This is a genomic window from Campylobacter showae (assembly GCF_963515975.1).
GTDB classification, from domain to species: Bacteria; Campylobacterota; Campylobacteria; order Campylobacterales; family Campylobacteraceae; genus Campylobacter_A; species Campylobacter_A showae_F.
The window spans coordinates 27757-45226 of record NZ_CAUPZM010000014.1; the positions used below are offsets into that span (position 1 = coordinate 27757).

Genomic DNA, 17470 nt, shown 5'->3' on the forward strand with positions numbered 1-17470 from the left:
GATTTTAAATGTTGCGAAGAAATTTTCGACCGAAGATAGAACGTATAGTTCATCGAGGGAGGAAATTTCTAGCTCATTTAAAGGCGTGCAAAAGACAAACCGATAAAGAAAGGAATATAAATGAGAGCATTAATCAGCGTCAGCGATAAAGAGGGGGTTGTAGAGTTCGCAAAAGGACTCGAGCGACTAGGTTTTGAGATATTAAGCACGGGCGGCACGCACAAACTGCTAAAAGAGCAGGGCGTAAAAGCGGTCGAAGTGAGCGAATATACGGGCTCGCCCGAGATGTTTGAGGGGCGCGTAAAAACCCTACACCCAAAGATTCACGGTGGGATATTGCACAAGCGAAACGACGCAAGCCACGTAAGCCAAGCCGCGCAACACGGCATCGGCGGCATCGATCTGGTCTGCGTAAATTTATATCCGTTTAAGCAAACCACCATCCGCACAGATGATTTTGACGAGATCATCGAGAACATCGACATCGGCGGCCCTGCGATGGTGCGATCGGCGGCTAAAAATTTCGCTAGCGTTTATATCGTCACGAGTCCGCTTGACTATGACGAGGTTTTGCGCGTCATAGGTGGTGCGGACGAGAGCGAGAAGGCTACTTTTAGGCGAAATTTGATGATAAAAGCCTACGAGCACACCGCGGCATACGACTCGATGATCGCAAACTACATGAACGAGCGCTTTAACGACGGCTTTGGCGAGATGAAATTTATCGCCGGTAGCAAGGTTTTTGACGCGCGTTACGGCGAAAACCCGCACCAAAAGGGCGCGCTATACGAGTTTGATTATTTTTTTAGCAACAACTTCACCGCGCTAAAAGGCGAAGCTAGCTTCAATAACATCACCGATATAAACGCCGCTTTGGCACTTGCAAGCAGCTTTGACGCCGCTCCTGCGGTCGCCATCGTCAAGCACGCTAACGCTTGCGGTTTTGCCGTAAAATCAAATCTGCTAGAAAGCTACGTCGAAGCTCTAAAATGCGATCCCGTCAGCGCATACGGCGGCGTCGTGGCGATAAACGGCACGCTAGACCGCGCTTTGGCCGAGAAAATCAACGAAATCTACGTCGAGGTCATCATCGCCGCAAATGTGGATGAGGACGCGCTTGCGGTATTTGAAGCCAAAAAGCGTATCAAAATTTTCACTCAGGGCAATAAATTTTTACAGCGCGCAAACGACAAATACGACTTCAAGCACGTTGACGGCGGATTTGTCTATCAGCAAAGCGACGAGGTGAAAGCTAGCGAGCTAGAAAATATGAAACTACAAACCGAGCGCGCAGCTAGCGAGTCTGAACTAAAAGACCTTGAGATCGCGTGGAAAGTCGCGGCGCTCACGAAAAGCAACTGCGTCGTCTACGTGAAAAACAGCGCCGTGGTCGCCATCGGTATGGGTATGACTAGCCGCGTGGACGCCGCGCGTGCGGCCGTGGCTAAGGCGCGCGATATGGGGCTTGATTTGCGCGGTTGCGCGCTTGCTAGCGAGGCATTTTTCCCGTTCCGCGATAGCATCGATATCGCAAGCGAGGCAGGCGTGAAGGCCGTGATACAACCCGGCGGCAGCATCCGCGACGACGAGGTCGTGCAGGCGGCAAACGAGCACGGCATGGCGATGTATTTTACGGGCGTGCGCCACTTTTTACACTAAAATTTGACCTTTTGACGGCGAGGCGGCGTAAATTTGACTGCGCCGTTTTGCCGCATTGAATATTTAGCCCGCATATCGGACGGTAGCTTGACTCGTATTTGCCGATCTTATGCGAACGATATTTTCTCAAATTTGACTTGTCGGCTTTAAATTTGGACTGCGATTTGCTTGCGCTTTGTAGATTAAATTTAATTGAAAGCGATATATGAAGCAAATTTTGATTTTCTTGGTATTTCTGGCGGGGCTTTATGCGGCTAATATCTACGTAAACGGCGAAAAGGTCGGCGGCAGCGATCAAAACTCGACCTATAAAGGCGAGAGCAAAAACGAAATCCTAAAACAAGAGGGCAAAAAACAGCTCTGTAAAAAAGGATACAAGCAGTACTGCTAGGCGTTTTGCCTTAAATTTTATGCCATTTAAAGACACAAAATTTGCCCTTCGGCGGTCAAATTTACGCCGCCAAATTTATCTTATCTTAAATTTTTACGCCTTCAACGCTCGGGTTTTGCCGCTCAAATTTAACTCCGCGACCGCCAAATTTAAAATTTAACCCCTTAAGCAAGGTCAAGACGCCCGCGCGCAAAATAAGAGTATAATTATCCAAATTTAAAACAAGGATAAAAAATGAGCGATTTTTTCAAAGACGCAGAGCAATTTAACGCCGATGGCGCGACGGTTCCGTTTTATAAATACAGCCAAGGCGGCGTGGATTTCGTCGGTTTTGACAGCCGTCCGTGCGTGCCGCCCGAGCCTATGGTAAATGCGCTAGTAGCGATTAAATTTGCAAACCAAAACACCAAAATCGTGATGGTAAATCACAAATTCCCCGCCGGACTGATCCCTAAAATAAAGAAACAGTTTGACGTCGAGCGCGAGGATCTGGAGGGCGGGGCGGTGAAGATGACCTTTAGCCTAAAGCAGGGCGCGGACGTCAAGAACGTAGACACAAGCCTTTGCCACTGAGATAAGCTATGCTTTTAAACACCTTTGCGCCGCCTTTTAAGCTAGTAGGCGGTTATTTTATCGCAGGCATTTGCTTTTTAATCGCGAGCATTCCCGCCTTTTTCGCGGCGGATTTTGAGACGATCGCGGGGCTTGAGACGGCGGGATTTTTACACGTGTTTTTCGTCGGCTTTGTTATGAGCATCATCATCGGCGCGCTTTATCAGCTCACTTCGGTGATTTTAGAAAAGCCGTTTTCGACGATCAAGGGCGCGGTGGCAAATTTGGCCCTTTACTGCGCTGGCACGGCCTCGATGAGCTACGGGATGATCAGCGGCAAGACGGGCTTCATACACGGCGGCGGCATGGCGCTTTTTCTGGCGCTACTATTTTTCGGCACGACCTATATCGTTAGTTTTATGGACAATGAAAAAAAGAGCTTCGCGGCGTTTATGCTCTTTGTTTCGGCGATATTTTTACTCGCGGGCATCTCGCTTGGATTTTGCCTTTTGATGATACTTTCGGGCACTTTGCCGATGGATTTTATGTTCGCGCTTAAATTTCACGTCTATTTCGTGCTCGGGTTTGTTTTTTTCATCATCGTCGGCGTGGCGACCGTGCTGCTACCGATGTTTGCCCTGGCGCACGATCTAAAATTTACGCTTAGCAAATTTGCCTTCGGGTTTTACATTTTGGCGGGCGTTTTGCTCTTTTTTGGCGAGATTTATGCGTACTTTGCCTTTGGGGCGGCGATCATTTGCTTTGTCGCGGAGGCGCTACATATCCTAAAAAAGCGCGTTCGCAAGGCTTATGACTACTGGAATGTCAATATCGCTCTTTCGCTCGCGGCCTTCGTACTTTTTTGCGTATTGATTGCGGCGGATAGATACGATATGGCGGTATTTATGCTGATTTACGGCTTTTTGTTTGCCTTTATCGCGGCTCATCTTTACAAGATCGCGCCGTTTCTCATCTGGTACCACTACGTAGCGCCCTTTGTGGGCAAGACAAAAGTGCCGCTACTAGATCAGATGATCCTTAAAAAGCCCGCATATATCGGCATCGGCTTTAACGCCATTGGACTCGCGCTCTACGAGCTTGGAGTCTGGCTGGAGATAAAATCGCTCGCGCACTGCGGCGTGGCTAGCTTGCTCGTTAGTATCGTTTTGGTCGCGATAAATATGATAAATGTTTTTAAATTTACGAAATTTGGAGTAAAGGAAGAAAAATGAAAGAAAAAATCTATAACGCGCTCTCAAACATCGTCGATCCAGAGGTTGGCTTTGATATCGTGTCTTTGGGGTTGATTTACGACGTGGTTTGCGACGAGAACGGAAAGGCGAAGGTCACGATGACGCTATCTACGCGCTCATGCCCGCTGCATGAGATGATACTAAGCTGGGTAGAGACGGCGGTGCTGAATGTCGACGGCGTAAAAGATTGCGAGATAGACCTCGTATGGGAGCCTGCGTGGAGTATCGAGATGGCGAGCGACGAGGTGAGGGCGGCGCTAGGAGCGTGATTTTGGTGCTAGACGAGATCAAATTTTGCTTAGCTAACGGCTAAATTTGATACGATTTGATCTGTTTATAAGCTTGTCCGGGGCGCGTACTGTTTTATCCGGACAAGCTCGTCTTTGCGCCTTGATATGGCTCGCCTTCGCGTCCGTTCATGTTCTGGCGGTATAGATATGTCAATGGCAAAGTCGAGTTTTTTAAATGATCTGACTGACTCGCTGGGATTTGACGCCAATCGCCTAAAGTGCGCAAAATTTACCGAGTTTTTGATCTGTTTTTAATATTTTATTCTTTTAAACTTTTCGTACTTTTCTGCCAAGCTGCTTGTTTTAATCGGATCACTCGCTTTGCTTAGCAAATAGCGTAAAGCCCCAATACCCCGATACATATTTTAAATTAATAACTACTCATTCCTGAGCGTCTCAAGCACGTTTATCTGCGCGGCTTTTTTGGCCGGATAAAACGACGAAAACGCCACGATAACGACCGCCCCGACCAAAATCATAACAAGATCGATCAAAGATAACTCCATAGGAAGCTTCGCGCTGCCGTAGACGTCGGCCGGCAAATTTACGATATCAAAGCTACCGAGCAACCACACGCCAAAGAGTCCGAGCACGAGCCCAAACACTATCCCACCTCCGCCTATCGTGGCGCCGAGAGCAAAAAAGCTCTTTTTTATCTCGGCCTTGCTAGCACCGAGTGAGAGCAGTAGCGCGATCTCTTGGCGGCGGTTCATGACGGTCATGAGTAGCGAGCTTACGATATTTAGCGAGGCAACCAGGATGATGAGCATCAAAACGATGAAAAGCGCGCGCTTTTCGAGCGCCAAAGCAGAGAAAAAGTTGCCGTTTTGTTGCCACCAGCCGATAGCTTTTTGTCCTAGGCGTAGCTCGCGCGAGATCTTTTTGATGTCGGTAAACGGATCGTCTGAAAACACGTGTATACCGTCAAATTTGCCCTCATCGTACTCAAGTATCTTGCGTAGCGCCTCGACGCTCGTGTATAGATAGCTTTTATCGTAGGCCACTAGCCCCGAGCTAAACGAGCTCACGACATCAAAGCGCTTCATTTTAGGCGTTAGCGCAAAACCGCTCGGATCGTTTTTAGTAAAAATGAGCGTGAGTTTGTCGTTTTCGTTTATCATCATCTCGTTTTTGACGCCTTGACCTACGAGCAGGCCATATCCGTCTAGTTCTCGGTCCTCAAGACCTGCCGCCACGACAGAGTTTATCTGCTTTTCGTCGGCCGAATTTACGCCAAAAAGCAGTCCGCCCTCGAAGCTATTTGCCCCCTTTATGATAACTTGACTCATGATATATGGGCTAAATTTGAGATTCGGAAACTTTTGTTTTAGTTCGCTAACATCGCTCTCGTCGATGTTGCCGCGTATGGCGGAGAGGATCGTGATCGGGTAGTTCATGGTAAAAAGTTTGCGCTCAAACTCTTTGTCAAAGCCGTTCATGATCGCCATCGCGACGATGAGCACCATGAGCCCGACGCCGACGCCCAGAAAAGCCAAAAGCGCTGAAAGCATGATAAATGGCTGGGTTTTATCAAACCGTAGATATTTAAAAAGTAGATATTTGGTTAGGCTCATTTGATTTTCCGTTGTTTAAATTTGGGCTTTGGTTTGCTCGCTACTTTTGCGTCGCTCTGTCTTGTTTAAATTTGCGCCGAGGCGAGTTTAAAATTTAAATCGTCTATCTGCGCAAATTTGACGCCAAATTTTAAAACCGCTTGCAAAATCTAGGCGCTTTAAATTTACGACTTCGCGCCGCTATAAAAAACGGCGGCTAACTTAAATACTAAATTTAGCAAGCCGCCGCCAAAACTCCAAAGCTAAATTTTATCCCAATCCTCCGCAAAAGCTCCTTTTTTAGGGCCGCTTTTGCCATGGCAGTCTTTGTATTTTTTACCGCTTCCGCACGGGCACGGGTCATTTCTGGATACTTTTTTACCAGGCTTTTCTTCGCTCTCGGGCGCACTAGCAGCCTCAGTATCTTGCGCTTCATGCGGCACAGACTCGGTAGGCTCGGAGAAGCTTAGTCGCACGGCCGTTAGCAGCTTGATGCTTTCAAATTTGATGCGGCTAACGAGCTCCATAAATAGGTTAAAGCTCTCTTTTTTATATTCGGTGAGCGGATCTTTTTGGTTGTAGCCGCGCAGTCCGATGCCGGTTTTTAGGATATCCATCTGGTATAGATGCTCGCGCCACGCGGTGTCTAGCACTTGTAGGCAAAGCACCTTTTCTAGGTATTTGCGCTGACCCTCGCCTATTACGCCCATTTTTTCTTCGTAGTCGGCTTCAAATTTGGCCGTTATCTTCTCGGCAAGCTCGGCGTAGTCGAGATCTTTTAGATCATCTGGCTGCATAAACGCACCGTTTGAGATTATCACGGAGCTTAGTTTTTCGAGATTGTATTCGCTTTTTGGCTCGCCTGCGTAAATTTCAGCCTGAGCTAGTAGGTGCTCAACAAATTCGGCGCGATTTTGTTTGATCTTTTCGCCGACTTCAAAATTCGGATCAAGTAGCTCGTTTCTAAATTTATACACCGTTTTTCTCTGCTCATTTGCGACGTCGTCGTACTCGAGGATATGTTTTCGCGCTTCAAAATGCAGGCTCTCGACCTTTTTTTGTGCGTTTTCGACAGCTCTTGTGACCATTTTTGAGTCGATGCTTTCGCCCTCTTCGATACCAAGGCGCGTCATTATCGCCTTGATGCGGTCGCTGCCGAATATTCGAAGCAAATTATCCTCGAGGCTTAGATAAAAGCGGCTCACTCCAGGATCGCCCTGACGTCCAGAGCGGCCTCGAAGCTGGTTGTCGATACGGCGGCTTTCGTGCCTTTCGGTGCCGATGATGTATAGACCGCCTAAGTTTCGCACCTCGTCGTCGATGCGGATATCTACGCCGCGTCCAGCCATATTCGTCGCGATCGTAACCGCGCCGCGAGCGCCGGCCTGAGCGATGATCTCGGCCTCTTTTTCGTGGTTTTTGGCGTTTAGCACGGAGTGCGGGATTTTCTCTTTTACAAGCAGGTTATGCAGCTTTTCGCTCTTTTCGATCGAGGCGGTACCCACAAGTACGGGCTGACCGCGGTCGTGAGCCTTTTTGATCTCGTCGATCACGGCTTTAAATTTCTCGTTTTCGGTTTTATAGATGAGATCGTTGTTGTCTTTTCTTATTACCGGCACGTTTGTCGGGATCGAAACGACATCAAGCTTGTAAATTTGCGAAAACTCGGTTGCCTCCGTCTGCGCCGTACCCGTCATGCCCGATAGTTTTTTGTAAAGCCTAAAGTAGTTTTGAAATGTAATATCTGCTAGAGTTTGGCTCTCCTCTTGGATCTTTACGCCCTCTTTAGCCTCGAGCGCTTGGTGCAAGCCCTCGCTAAATCTTCGTCCTTCGCTAAGACGCCCCGTAAATTCGTCGACGATGACGACTTGGCCTTCGCGAACGACGTAGTGCACGTCTTTTTCAAAGAGATTGTGCGCTTTTAGAGCTTGGTCTAGGTGGTGGCTCAAAATCGCGTTTTCCATATCGTAAAGATTTGCCACACCAAAGAGCTTTTCGGCCTTTGAGATGCCCTCTTCGGTGATAGCTATCGTGCGGTTTTTCTCATCGACGGTAAAGTCGCCCGTAGCCTTTTCTTGCGGAGTCGTAGGCGGTTCGCCTCGCTTCATCTGGCGAGCGACTTCGTTTGCTTTGATGTAGCCGTCTAGCGTGCGATTCGTAGGACCCGAGATGATGAGCGGAGTCCTGGCCTCGTCGATGAGGATACTATCGACCTCATCCACGATGACGAAGTTATGCTCTCTTTGCACCTTATCTTTGAAATCCATTTTCATATTGTCGCGTAGGTAGTCAAAGCCAAATTCGTTATTCGTACCGTACGTTATGTCGCTATCGTATGCGGCTTTGCGCGCTGCGTCGTCGTATTCGCCGCCTAGTATCACGCCCACGCTAAGGCCTAGAAATTTATAAATTTCGCCCATTTGCATCGCGTCACGCTTAGCGAGGTAATCGTTTACGGTCACGACGTGTACGCCTTTGCCGCTCATCGCGTTTAGCACGACGGGTAGGCTTGCTACGAGGGTTTTGCCTTCGCCCGTTTTCATCTCGGCGATCTTACCGTCGTTTAGCACCATGCCGCCGATTAGTTGAACGTCGAAATGGCGCATATTTAGCGTCCTTTTACCTACCTCGCGCACGATGGCAAACACATCGTCTAGCAGATCGTCCTGGCTCTTTTCGCCGTTTTGCACCTGCGCTTTAAATTCGTTAAATTTAGCCTTCAGCTCATCGTCGCTCATCGCTTGATATTTGCTTTCAAGCGAGTTTATGTAGGCAACGCGTTTGAAATATTTTTTTACTTCCCTGTCGTTTTTCGTGCCGAATATCTTTTGCATAAACGCCGTTATCATTTCTAGCCTTTAAATTTTATTAAAGTTTGGATTTTAACATTTTATTATTTAAACTTAGCTAGAATTTTGCCCGGTAAAGGAAAATATATGAAGAAAATTTTAGCATTTTTACTATTTTGCGCCTCGGCTTTTGCGGCTACGTTAAATTTCGTCACGCTTCAAAGCGACTTCGTGCAAACCATCACGAGCGAGAGCGAAACGGTCGATTACTACGGTAAATTTTACGCAAAAAGCAACAACCGCGCCTACTGGATATACGAGCGCCCGACGCCTAAAAAAATCTACTTTGATAAAAACCGCGTCGTCGTGATCGAGGATGCGCTCGAGCAAGCTATAGTCTCTAAATTTGAAAAGGCGCCGAATTTAATCGACGTCGTTAGAAACGCGGTTAAGATCACCGATACGCTTTATAAGGCCAAATACGACGGCGTAGAGTATCTAATCACCGTCAAAAACTACATCCCCACAAGGATCGACTACGAGGATAAGCTCGGCAACAAGATCAAAATCACGCTGAGCAATACTAAGAAGGATTTTAAGATAAGCGATGATTTGCTGACGCCGGTGATACCGTCGTATTATGACGTCATAAACCAATAAATTTCTAGATTTGCGGCTTGTCTTTTGAGCGTCTTTGAATGAGTTTGCAAAAATATCGCTGCGACAACCTACGTGGTTAGCCTTGCTCATTTTTGCTTCACAACATTCAAATCCATCTCAAAATACGGCGCCTTATCGTCTTGCGTTCAAGTTTTAAAAACTCAAATTTAATCAAATTTGCAAATTTAACTTCAAATTTAAATGCAAAACGATAAGGCGAACTGTTTTTCGTCAGACGAGGCAGCCGCGATCGAGGCGAGGGATCGGACTAGCCGTCCGTGACCCAAGCCGACTGAACCGGTAACGAAGTATGGCGGAAAAAGACAAGCCGTTATTAAATTTACCGTTCCCCGAAGTCTTTGCCAAAATCATCTATCTGATTTAAATCCATCGGTTTTAGCTGATTTTTATTTCCTCTTAGTATATCCTCGACTTGCTCTTTTTGCGATCTTTTAGAGCCCGTGGTTTTGACGTTTTTTAGCGCTTCAAGTAGCTCTTCGATATTTGGTTCGCGCACAGTTTTTAGCGAGATGATTAGCACCTCGTCGATATCTATGGAGTGCTTTTTGGCGGTGTATTTCACCAGCGTATCTTTAAATTTTTCCTTGCCCAGCGAGGTTAGCAGATCCTCGACGTAAAAGCTACCTATAACGACGTTTAGCGCGTCAAGCACGTACGCTTCGTTATCTGCGACGTCTCGCCCCTCTAGACGCAGGCTCACGCTTACTTTTTTGATCGAGTTTTTGGCGTCTCTGGAGTATAGATCGGTTTCAAAATTATCGATATTTAGCGTCTCGGCAAAGGCCATAACCGCGGCAAAGGCTAGCGCAAAAATCTTTTTCATACGTCTTCCTTAATGTTTTCAAATTTGTTTTCAAGATAGAATTTCTCGACCTCTTCGTCTATTTTAACGACGCTTTGCAAATACTCTCTAAACGGCCGAGCTTTGCCGTAAAATATCCTCAATTTTTTCGGATCGATCGCCCGCGATAGCGCGACGTAGAGCTGCCCGTTGGCAAAGATGTGATTTAGGTCGCAAACTAAATTTTCGATACTCATGCCTTGGGATTTATGGATCGTGATCGCGTAGGCTAGCTTTAGCGGAAACTGCGTCAAAGACGCCCTCGCGCGCTCCTGCAAATGCTCGCCCTCCATCACAAACTCGCTCATATCAAATCTCGCTCGCTCCACCTCGACGATCTCGCCGTCAGCTTTTTGTACGATGACGCTTTTTATCTCGCCGCCTTCTTTTAAAATTTGCATTATCTGCCCACGCTCGCCGTTATAATACTCGCCCCATTTATTTACGGTAAATATAACTTTCGCGCCGATTTTTATGTTTAAGATTTCAGGCGCGTAGAGGTTTGCGATCCAACGATCCAGCGCGTCTTCGTTTAAATTTTTATCGTAAATTTCTACTAGCGCCTCGGCTCTTTCAAGCTGCGCGGGTAGTTTGGAAAGCATCTTGTTATTTAGCTCGTCCGCTTCGTAGTTTCGCCCAAAAAGCACGCTCGTATCGTCATCTACCTGCACGCTTGGCACGCGTAAATTTTCGATATAGGCAAACACCTCGGGGCTCAGCCGCCCGACGCGAAGCATGGATAAGATATCGTAAAATTTCTTATCCTTCGTGCGTTTTGAGACGACTAGCTCGATATTTTTAAATTCAAATTCATGCCACGAGCTAGAGTTAAAAGCGTAAAGAAATTTAAACAGCGAGTTGCCGTCATCGCCGTTTTTTCGCACGGGCGGCAGCTGATAAAAGTCGCCCACGAGCATCACGCGCCCGACGAAGCGCGAGCTCATCAAGCGGTAATAAATCATATCCATCAGCCCCGCGCTGATCATCGAGATCTCGTCTATCACGATGAGATCGCAGACGTCTAGTATCTTTTTTAGTTCGCCGAGCTTACCGCGCTGTTTACGGTCGTAGCCGCGCAGCTCCTCAAGGTTTGAGCAAATGCCGAATTTAAAAAAACTATGCACGCTCACTCCGCCGACGTTTACCGCTGCGATGCCGGTACTGCCCAGCACCACGACGTTTTTTAGCTCGCTTTTATAGTGCTTGATGACCGATTGCGTGAGGTGGCTTTTGCCAACGCCGCCGCGCCCGGTGAGAAAAACGTTTGATTTTTCTAATATTTCTAAGAGCTGATTTAGCACAAATTTCCCTAATTTTTTGTAAAATTATAGCTTATTTTTAAGGAGTGAGATTGAAATTTTACAAATTTATATTTTCCGTAGCGACGGCGTTAGCGATGCTAGGCGGTTGCGCGTCGTCAAAAGATACTCCGGGCGCGGTAAATTTACCTGATCAAGGCGCTAATGCGGCGTCAGCATACGACATGCCCGAGGAGAGCTCGGACGAAAATTTAGGCCACATCAGTTATCTAAAATTTGACGTCGATCAAAATGCAAATGCGCTACCGATACTGCCTTTTGAAGCGCAAAGTAGCGGCGAAGCCCTACTGCAAAAACGCTTTAGCGCGCTTGATCTAAAAGCGCCCTCAACCACTGCAAAAGACGCTTTTTGGGCGCTAGATTACTATAAAAACACGTCAAAAAGGCAGTATTATTTCTCAAATATGCGCAAAATCCCAAACGAATGGTTTGAAAAAGTGCGCAAAAACGCAAGCGTAGAGAGCTTCGGCAAGGTTTCGCTACCTGCGATAACGACGGCAAACGCGAGATTGCGAAACATACCTACCGATGAAGCCGTACTTTATAATCCTGTGCGCGCAGGCGAGGGACTACCATTTGACTACGCTCAGCTATCTTTCATCTCGATCGGTTATCCGCTGTACGTTTCGCACTTTTCGGCCGACGGCGCGTGGGCGTTCGTCGGTAGCGATAACGTCTGGGCCTGGATAAAATCGACTGAAATCAAAATTTTAAGCGCAGACGCCGTGCAGGAGCTAAAAAACTCTAAATTTTTAAGCATCGTCAAAGACGAAGAGCCCGTCTACGACAAAAACGGCAATTTTTTATTTTACGGACGCATAGGCGCGATTTTGCCGTTTCAAAGCGAGGATCAGTTTAAATTTTACGGTAAAATCCAAACCCAAAGCGGGCTAAAAAACTACGAGATCTCAAAACAAAGCGCAAGCCGCTTTCCGCTTAAATTTAGCGACGAAAACGTAAGAGCGCTGGCGTCATCGTTACTCGGGCAAAGCTACGGCTGGGGCGGATTCGGCGGCAAGCGCGACTGCTCGCTGTTTTTGCAGGATTTCCTAGGCAGCTTTGGTGTGTGGCTACCGCGAAACTCAAAGGCGCAAGGACAAATCGGCAAGGTCGTGAGCCTAGCAAATTTAAGCGCGGAAGAAAAACTGCACGTCATCAAAACGCAAGCCGTGCCATATAGAACGCTATTTCACATGAACGGGCACATCATGCTCTACGCTGGCCTGCGCGGCGATGAGCCGCTCGCCGTGCACGACGTCTGGGGCATCCGCACGAAAGATAATGGCAGAGCCATGATCGGCGGAGTGGCGATCACGACGCTAAAAATCGGCTCGGACGTAGCAGACATCGATCCAAAACGCTTGTTGGTTTCGCGGATAAATTCGATGAATACCTTTGAAGTGTCTGGCGGCGAAGAGGCTGTGCGCGCTAAAAAATCGGCGATCGAAAAAGCCTACGGCGTGAAAATCGTCGGCAACGAGGTGATTTTTGCAGACGGCGCTAAGATCAAATTTGACGACGGCGAGGCAAAGGACACGGCGCATCTGCTAAATCTAGCCGACGTCGAGGATACTTTTGCGCAGCCTTATCTGCTCTTTAAGCCTTTGGCTCTACCTAGCAATGACGCGGGCAGATACCGAAACTACGAGCTTTTAGATAAAATTTACGGCGCGAGCGAGGCGGAAGTGAAGGCAAATTTAACCGACGTCGTTTGGCTAAAAAATCACGGCGGCAAAACGTTTAAATTTAACTCTAAAAACGGCGCGGCAGCGGCTCTGCAAGCCGTCTCAAACGAGCTTGACGCGCTAGCCCTGCAAAAGCCCGAGCTGCTAAAATTTCTTGACAATCCGTCGGGTACGTTTAACTGGCGCGTGATCGAGGGCACCAAGCGCAAGAGCACGCACTCCTACGGCATCGCGATCGACATAAATACCGACAAGAGCGACTACTGGCGCTGGAGTAAGGACGGTAGCTACCGCAATCAAATCCCTGAGGAGATCGTGCGCGTTTTTGAAAAACACGGCTTCATCTGGGGCGGGCGCTGGGTTAGCTTTGATACGATGCACTTCGAGTATAGACCGGAATTTGGGCATCTAAGATAAATTTGACAGCGGTTTTAACGATAAATTTGGGCAAATTGGGCCCCAATTTATCGTTATGTTTTGGCTAGCAGTTAGGCGTCACTGTTTTTGTCGTCCGTTAAAATTTGGGTTCTAGCTGGCAATAGGCGGTTTGTAAATTTTAAATTTAATGCTAGCCTTACAGTAGCTCGCGTGTCAATTTTTTAGTTTAAGCAAATTTGACGAATTTGAGATTTTTTAAATTTCAAGCGGCAAAATTTCCAAAATCGCGCTAGAAATTTGATATGCCCAAATTTATGACGGTGTTTACGCCGCTCGCCATCAACCTGATTCTAGCTACTTAATTTTACCGCCTTATATTACCGCGATCTCGATGCTTTTACTTATAAACGCCCTTTGCAGCTTGCTTTCAAACATCCGCTTGATCCCGCTTCCAAATACGCAGTTACCCTTTTGCCAGGGGCGGCAGATCACGTTTCCTTCTTCGCCAGGGCTTAGGCAGACGCAGTTAAAATAACTCTTATCCGAAGCATTGTCCGAGACAAGGTAAACAAGCCCTCCATCAGGGATAAAATTTCCCTCCTCCAGCCCGCGCGGCGTGGACATTATCTTTATCGCCGCTCCGGCGTAAAATTTCGCGCCGTCCTTTATATCTTTAACGTTTATCCATTTGGCCATTTTGCGCTTCTTTTTCTAAATTTAGCTCCGCAAGCGCGCTCTCGCCGACGATGCGAACGCCTAGATTTTTTAGCGCCGCTGCGGTTAATCCGTCGCCGCTAACGAGCCGTCCCGTAAAGCTTCCGTCATATATCCCGCCGCTTCCGCAGCTTGGACTTCGCTCTTTTAAAATAGCGATTTTACAGCCGTTTTTGCTAGCGATATCGGCGCAAATTCGCGCACCTAAAAGAAACTCTCGAGTCACGTCGCGGCCGCTAAATTTGGTTAAAACCCGCCCGTTTGAGCAAATTTCGGCAGGTTCGCGCGGGGTCGTTAGTCCGCCCAGATACTCCGGGCAAACGGCGATTAGCTCGTAAATTTGCCTAAGTTTGGCAAGCTTGCCCACGCAAATCGCGTCTGCGTTATTGCCGCCGTTATATTTACAGTTTTCGCCGAGCAAACAGGCGCTGATTAAAATTTTGGGTTTATTTTTCATCGTTGGTTCCAAATTTAATAGTCCGGCAAGCGTTATTTCTGCTTAAATTTATTAACGCTTCGGACGACAAATTTAAATGCATTCGTCAAATTTAGCCGAATTTGAGCCGACCCGCACAAATGCAAAGCCGGCCCGAAACGTCAAATTTTAGCCTAAAGCCCGGCCTCTTTTTTAATCTTATCTATATACATTTGCCTTAGCATCGGCACGTATTTGCCGACTTTGCCGCAGTTTATCGGCTTGCCGTCGGCCTTGACGACGGGCAGTAGCGGTAGCGTCGCAGCTGAGATAAACACCTCGTCAGCTTCGTAAACGTCCTGCATCGTAAACGGTCGCTGTCTGATCTCTAGCCCCGCCTTCTGGGCAAAACCTAAGATCACTTTGCGGCGGATACCAGGCAAAATCTCGTTTGAGAGCGGTTTGGTTATCAGGACGTTATCTTTTATGATAAATGCCGACGAGCTAGTAGCCTCGGTCACAAAGCCGTTTTCGACCATAAAACCCTCGTAGGCGCCGGATTTTACGGCTTGTTCTTTAGCGTAGCACTGCGCCAAAAGCGAGATCGACTTGATGTCGCGGCGCTTCCAGCGGATATCCTCGACGCTAACGACCTCGATGCCGGTCGCGGCGTCAGGGTTTGCGACGATATCTTTTTCGTAGCAAAACACGAAACAAGTCGGCTTTAAGCCTTTTATAAATTTAAAATCCCTATCGGCGACGCCGCGGGTGATCTGCATATAAACGCCGCCTTCTTTTAGGTTGTTTCGCCAGACTACTTCCTCTAAAACTCCCTGAAAATCGCTCTTTGAAAGCGGCAAGCTTAGCTCGATCGCAGCCAAACTCCTCTCAAATCTCTCCCAAAAATCATCCCTATCCACGAGCCGTCCGTTTAGCACCGGTACGACCTCGTATATACCGTCGCCAAAGATAAATCCGCGGTCAAATGCGCTAACTTTAGCCGCCGCAGCGTCTATAAATTCGCCGTTTAGATATACTATTCCGTTCATTTTTTCTCCTTAAAATTTAAGTAATTTTAGCTCAAATACTCTTAAAAAAGCGTTGCCTTAAGTCCAAATTTTAGCTTGGATTACGAAGTTTTTGATATAATTGGGGCTAAATTTAAGGATAATCAGAAAAATGAAAAATAACGCACTAAAAAATTTAATCCTAGAAAATATCTTCGTTATCTCGAAGCAACCCGTGCTATTTCGCGATCTGCTCGAAGCAAACTGCCTTTTTAACGAAGGCATGCTAGTAGATCCTGCTAAGCTAAATTTTAAATTTCGCTACGCAAGAACTTACCTAGTTTACGGGCTTTTGTGCTTTGTCGTGTTTTTTATTTTACTGCTTTTGACACATCATATTTTTACTAAGCTTGACTTTCACCTCTCGATCGTTAGCGCAGTGGTGGGCACTTCGGCGGTTTTTATCGGCTTTGATATGTTTAAAATTTGGGCGAGAAAAGCCGTAAGCAAGGAGCTCATAAAAAAGGCTTGGAGCGTGCATTTTCCGTATTTTAGCTACGAAAAATACTCCACGAAAGTCGAGATGATCTACAACGAAGCGGTAAAAAACGAAATCCCGCGCAAGGACTTGGAGCAGTACGTCCTAGAGCGCTTAGTCGCGCAGTCGGAGGCTGGGATTTAGCTATTGCAGGATGAGCGGGTCTAAAATTTGATTTTTGTATTTCATTCTTTCAAGCTTTAGGCGAAGCTCTCTATTTTCTTCTAACAAGACGTCGCGTTTGCCGCTTAGATCGCCGATTTCGCGACTGATGTAATAAATTTGATTCGTGATGTAAATTTTAGGCAAAAACAAAGCAAGCGCGATAAAAAGCCCGAGATACGCCGTCGCTAGCGTTTTGTAGTCTAAATTTCGTTCCTTTTTTTGCTCGCCGCCGCTAAACTCTAAAACCTCGTTTTTATCTTGCATTTTTACCTCTTGAAATTTTAAAAATCCTCATTTTCGCGCAGCTTGAGCGCGGATTTGCCTTGATCTCGGCAGCGCTTGGCGTTACCGCTTTTTTGCTAACGGTTTTACCCAGCGCGTTATTCCCTCCGCACGTGCATTTTAGAGCTTGCGGCGGACAAATGCAGCTTTGCGCCCACTGCCTAAATTTATTTTTTACGATGCGATCTTCTAGCGAGTGAAAGCTGATTATCGCCACGACGCACTCGTCGATCTGCGAATCCTCGATGCTTTGGAGCAAATTTTGCAGCTCTCCAAGCTCGTTGTTTACCTCTATCCTTATCGCCTGAAAAGCTAACGTCGCCGCGCTAACGCTGCGTCCGTTTATGCCCTTTAGCCCGATTATTTGCGCGAGGCGTTCGGCGCTTTTTATCTCGCCGTTTTGCCTGGCTTCTATGATTTTAGCTGCAAATTTGGCTGGGTTTGGTAGCTCTCCGTAGTCCTCAAATATACGCTCCAGCTCGCGCGCGCTGTAAGAATTTACTACGTCGTAAGCCGAAAATCTAGCCTGCGAGTCCATGCGCATATCTAAATTTTCGCTTTTTAAGCCAAACCCTCGCTCGTTTTTATCCAGCTGTAACGACGAAACGCCGATGTCGGCTAGTATACCGCGAATTTGACCTTGCTCTACTTTGCCCAAAATTTCTGAAAATTTACTCTTAAAAATTTGCGCTCTTTGACCGAATTTTTTCAGTCTTTCGGAGCTAAATTTGATCGCTTCTTCATCTTGATCGCAGGCTATCAAATTTACGTTTTGATTTTGCTCTAAAATCGCGCCGGAATGCCCGCCGTATCCAAGCGTACAATCGACAATCGCGCCGCTTTTTATATCCGCAAAAGCTTGCAAAACTTCATCAAGTAGCACGGGAACGTGTGGGGAGTTCAAATTTAGCCTTTATTTTTTGTGTATAATAACAAAAAAAGTTTATAAAAGGTTAAA

17 protein-coding genes are annotated in these 17470 nt (G+C 47.1%); 8 read left to right on the forward strand and 9 right to left on the reverse strand.

Annotated features, from left to right (window positions below):
* Positions 1-120 precede the first annotated feature (120 nt).
* From purH to RWM02_RS06380, 5 genes are all read left to right on the forward strand, one after another.
* Positions 121-1659, forward strand: coding sequence for a bifunctional phosphoribosylaminoimidazolecarboxamide formyltransferase/IMP cyclohydrolase (purH, locus tag RWM02_RS06360; protein ID WP_314070235.1), 1539 nt, complete (start codon positions 121-123; stop codon positions 1657-1659).
* 205 nt (positions 1660-1864) lie between these two features.
* Positions 1865-2050 (forward strand): hypothetical protein, encoded by a 186-nt coding sequence (locus RWM02_RS06365; protein ID WP_314070237.1) that lies wholly within the window; start codon positions 1865-1867, stop codon positions 2048-2050.
* A 234-nt stretch (positions 2051-2284) separates the two neighbouring features.
* A complete protein-coding gene (locus RWM02_RS06370) occupies positions 2285-2623 on the forward strand; it encodes a hypothetical protein (RefSeq protein ID WP_314070241.1) in 339 nt (112 codons plus the stop codon).
* Positions 2624-2631: 8 nt separating this feature from the next.
* Positions 2632-3834, forward strand: a complete 1203-nt coding sequence (locus tag RWM02_RS06375; protein WP_314070244.1) for a peptidase M50 — start codon at positions 2632-2634, stop codon at positions 3832-3834.
* Complete coding sequence (locus tag RWM02_RS06380) at positions 3831-4124, forward strand: metal-sulfur cluster assembly factor (protein WP_314070246.1); 294 nt, start codon at positions 3831-3833, stop codon at positions 4122-4124. Before RWM02_RS06375 ends, RWM02_RS06380 begins: the two co-directional genes overlap by 4 nt.
* Positions 4125-4522: 398 nt before the next feature.
* Here RWM02_RS06380 and RWM02_RS06385 read toward each other — a convergent pair whose 3' ends face one another.
* Both RWM02_RS06385 and secA read right to left on the reverse strand, forming a co-directional pair.
* Complete coding sequence (locus tag RWM02_RS06385; protein ID WP_122863606.1) at positions 4523-5719, reverse strand: ABC transporter permease; 1197 nt, start codon at positions 5717-5719, stop codon at positions 4523-4525.
* Between the two features lie 242 nt (positions 5720-5961).
* Positions 5962-8547, reverse strand: coding sequence for a preprotein translocase subunit SecA (gene secA, locus RWM02_RS06390; RefSeq protein WP_314070250.1), 2586 nt, complete (start codon positions 8545-8547; stop codon positions 5962-5964).
* Positions 8548-8634: 87 nt separating this feature from the next.
* Between secA and lolA the strand changes: the two genes are divergently transcribed.
* Positions 8635-9147, forward strand: coding sequence for a LolA-like outer membrane lipoprotein chaperone (lolA, locus tag RWM02_RS06395; protein ID WP_295142355.1), 513 nt, complete (start codon positions 8635-8637; stop codon positions 9145-9147).
* Between the two features lie 340 nt (positions 9148-9487).
* On the opposite strand, the gene RWM02_RS06400 is transcribed toward lolA, so the two are convergent.
* Entirely contained in the window at positions 9488-9991 is a 504-nt protein-coding gene (locus RWM02_RS06400; protein WP_314070254.1) for a hypothetical protein, read from the reverse strand.
* The gene (locus tag RWM02_RS06405; RefSeq protein ID WP_314070257.1) at positions 9988-11310 is read right to left on the reverse strand and encodes an ATP-dependent DNA helicase; all 1323 of its coding nucleotides are present in this window, start codon (positions 11308-11310) and stop codon (positions 9988-9990) included. Before RWM02_RS06405 ends, RWM02_RS06400 begins: the two co-directional genes overlap by 4 nt.
* Before the next feature lie 44 nt (positions 11311-11354).
* Between RWM02_RS06405 and RWM02_RS06410 the strand changes: the two genes are divergently transcribed.
* Positions 11355-13430, forward strand: coding sequence for a M15 family metallopeptidase (locus RWM02_RS06410; RefSeq protein WP_314070260.1), 2076 nt, complete (start codon positions 11355-11357; stop codon positions 13428-13430).
* A gap of 333 nt (positions 13431-13763) precedes the next feature.
* On the opposite strand, the gene RWM02_RS06415 is transcribed toward RWM02_RS06410, so the two are convergent.
* The 3 genes from RWM02_RS06415 to RWM02_RS06425 form a co-directional block, all read right to left on the reverse strand.
* A complete protein-coding gene (locus tag RWM02_RS06415) occupies positions 13764-14087 on the reverse strand; it encodes a hypothetical protein (protein ID WP_122863611.1) in 324 nt (107 codons plus the stop codon).
* Positions 14065-14562 (reverse strand): 2-thiouracil desulfurase family protein, encoded by a 498-nt coding sequence (locus tag RWM02_RS06420; RefSeq protein ID WP_122863612.1) that lies wholly within the window; start codon positions 14560-14562, stop codon positions 14065-14067. Before RWM02_RS06420 ends, RWM02_RS06415 begins: the two co-directional genes overlap by 23 nt.
* Before the next feature lie 152 nt (positions 14563-14714).
* Positions 14715-15569, reverse strand: coding sequence for a D-amino-acid transaminase (locus RWM02_RS06425; RefSeq protein WP_122863613.1), 855 nt, complete (start codon positions 15567-15569; stop codon positions 14715-14717).
* Between the two features lie 130 nt (positions 15570-15699).
* Here RWM02_RS06425 and RWM02_RS06430 point away from each other — a divergent pair, with 130 nt between their 5' ends.
* Positions 15700-16209 (forward strand): hypothetical protein, encoded by a 510-nt coding sequence (locus RWM02_RS06430; protein ID WP_122863614.1) that lies wholly within the window; start codon positions 15700-15702, stop codon positions 16207-16209.
* Here RWM02_RS06430 and RWM02_RS06435 read toward each other — a convergent pair whose 3' ends face one another.
* Together RWM02_RS06435 and rsmH are read right to left on the reverse strand one after the other, a co-directional pair.
* On the reverse strand, positions 16210-16494 hold the full coding sequence (locus RWM02_RS06435; protein WP_122863615.1) for a hypothetical protein: 285 nt from the start codon (positions 16492-16494) through the stop codon (positions 16210-16212).
* On the reverse strand, positions 16484-17416 hold the full coding sequence (gene rsmH / locus RWM02_RS06440; RefSeq protein WP_314070266.1) for a 16S rRNA (cytosine(1402)-N(4))-methyltransferase RsmH: 933 nt from the start codon (positions 17414-17416) through the stop codon (positions 16484-16486). Before rsmH ends, RWM02_RS06435 begins: the two co-directional genes overlap by 11 nt.
* Between the last annotated feature and the right edge of the window lie 54 nt (positions 17417-17470).

Coding starts and splice junctions, on each gene's coding strand:
- lolA (WP_295142355.1), top strand. CDS start 8,635: ATGAAGAAAATTTTAGCATTTTTACTATTTTGCGCCTCGGCTTTTGCG.
- RWM02_RS06430 (WP_122863614.1), top strand. CDS start 15,700: ATGAAAAATAACGCACTAAAAAATTTAATCCTAGAAAATATCTTCGTT.
- RWM02_RS06425 (WP_122863613.1), bottom strand. CDS start 15,569: ATGAACGGAATAGTATATCTAAACGGCGAATTTATAGACGCTGCGGCG.
- RWM02_RS06370 (WP_314070241.1), top strand. CDS start 2,285: ATGAGCGATTTTTTCAAAGACGCAGAGCAATTTAACGCCGATGGCGCG.
- RWM02_RS06435 (WP_122863615.1), bottom strand. CDS start 16,494: ATGCAAGATAAAAACGAGGTTTTAGAGTTTAGCGGCGGCGAGCAAAAA.
- secA (WP_314070250.1), bottom strand. CDS start 8,547: ATGATAACGGCGTTTATGCAAAAGATATTCGGCACGAAAAACGACAGG.
- RWM02_RS06385 (WP_122863606.1), bottom strand. CDS start 5,719: ATGAGCCTAACCAAATATCTACTTTTTAAATATCTACGGTTTGATAAA.
- RWM02_RS06375 (WP_314070244.1), top strand. CDS start 2,632: ATGCTTTTAAACACCTTTGCGCCGCCTTTTAAGCTAGTAGGCGGTTAT.
- RWM02_RS06365 (WP_314070237.1), top strand. CDS start 1,865: ATGAAGCAAATTTTGATTTTCTTGGTATTTCTGGCGGGGCTTTATGCG.
- RWM02_RS06400 (WP_314070254.1), bottom strand. CDS start 9,991: ATGAAAAAGATTTTTGCGCTAGCCTTTGCCGCGGTTATGGCCTTTGCC.
- purH (WP_314070235.1), top strand. CDS start 121: ATGAGAGCATTAATCAGCGTCAGCGATAAAGAGGGGGTTGTAGAGTTC.
- RWM02_RS06415 (WP_122863611.1), bottom strand. CDS start 14,087: ATGGCCAAATGGATAAACGTTAAAGATATAAAGGACGGCGCGAAATTT.
- RWM02_RS06420 (WP_122863612.1), bottom strand. CDS start 14,562: ATGAAAAATAAACCCAAAATTTTAATCAGCGCCTGTTTGCTCGGCGAA.
- RWM02_RS06380 (WP_314070246.1), top strand. CDS start 3,831: ATGAAAGAAAAAATCTATAACGCGCTCTCAAACATCGTCGATCCAGAG.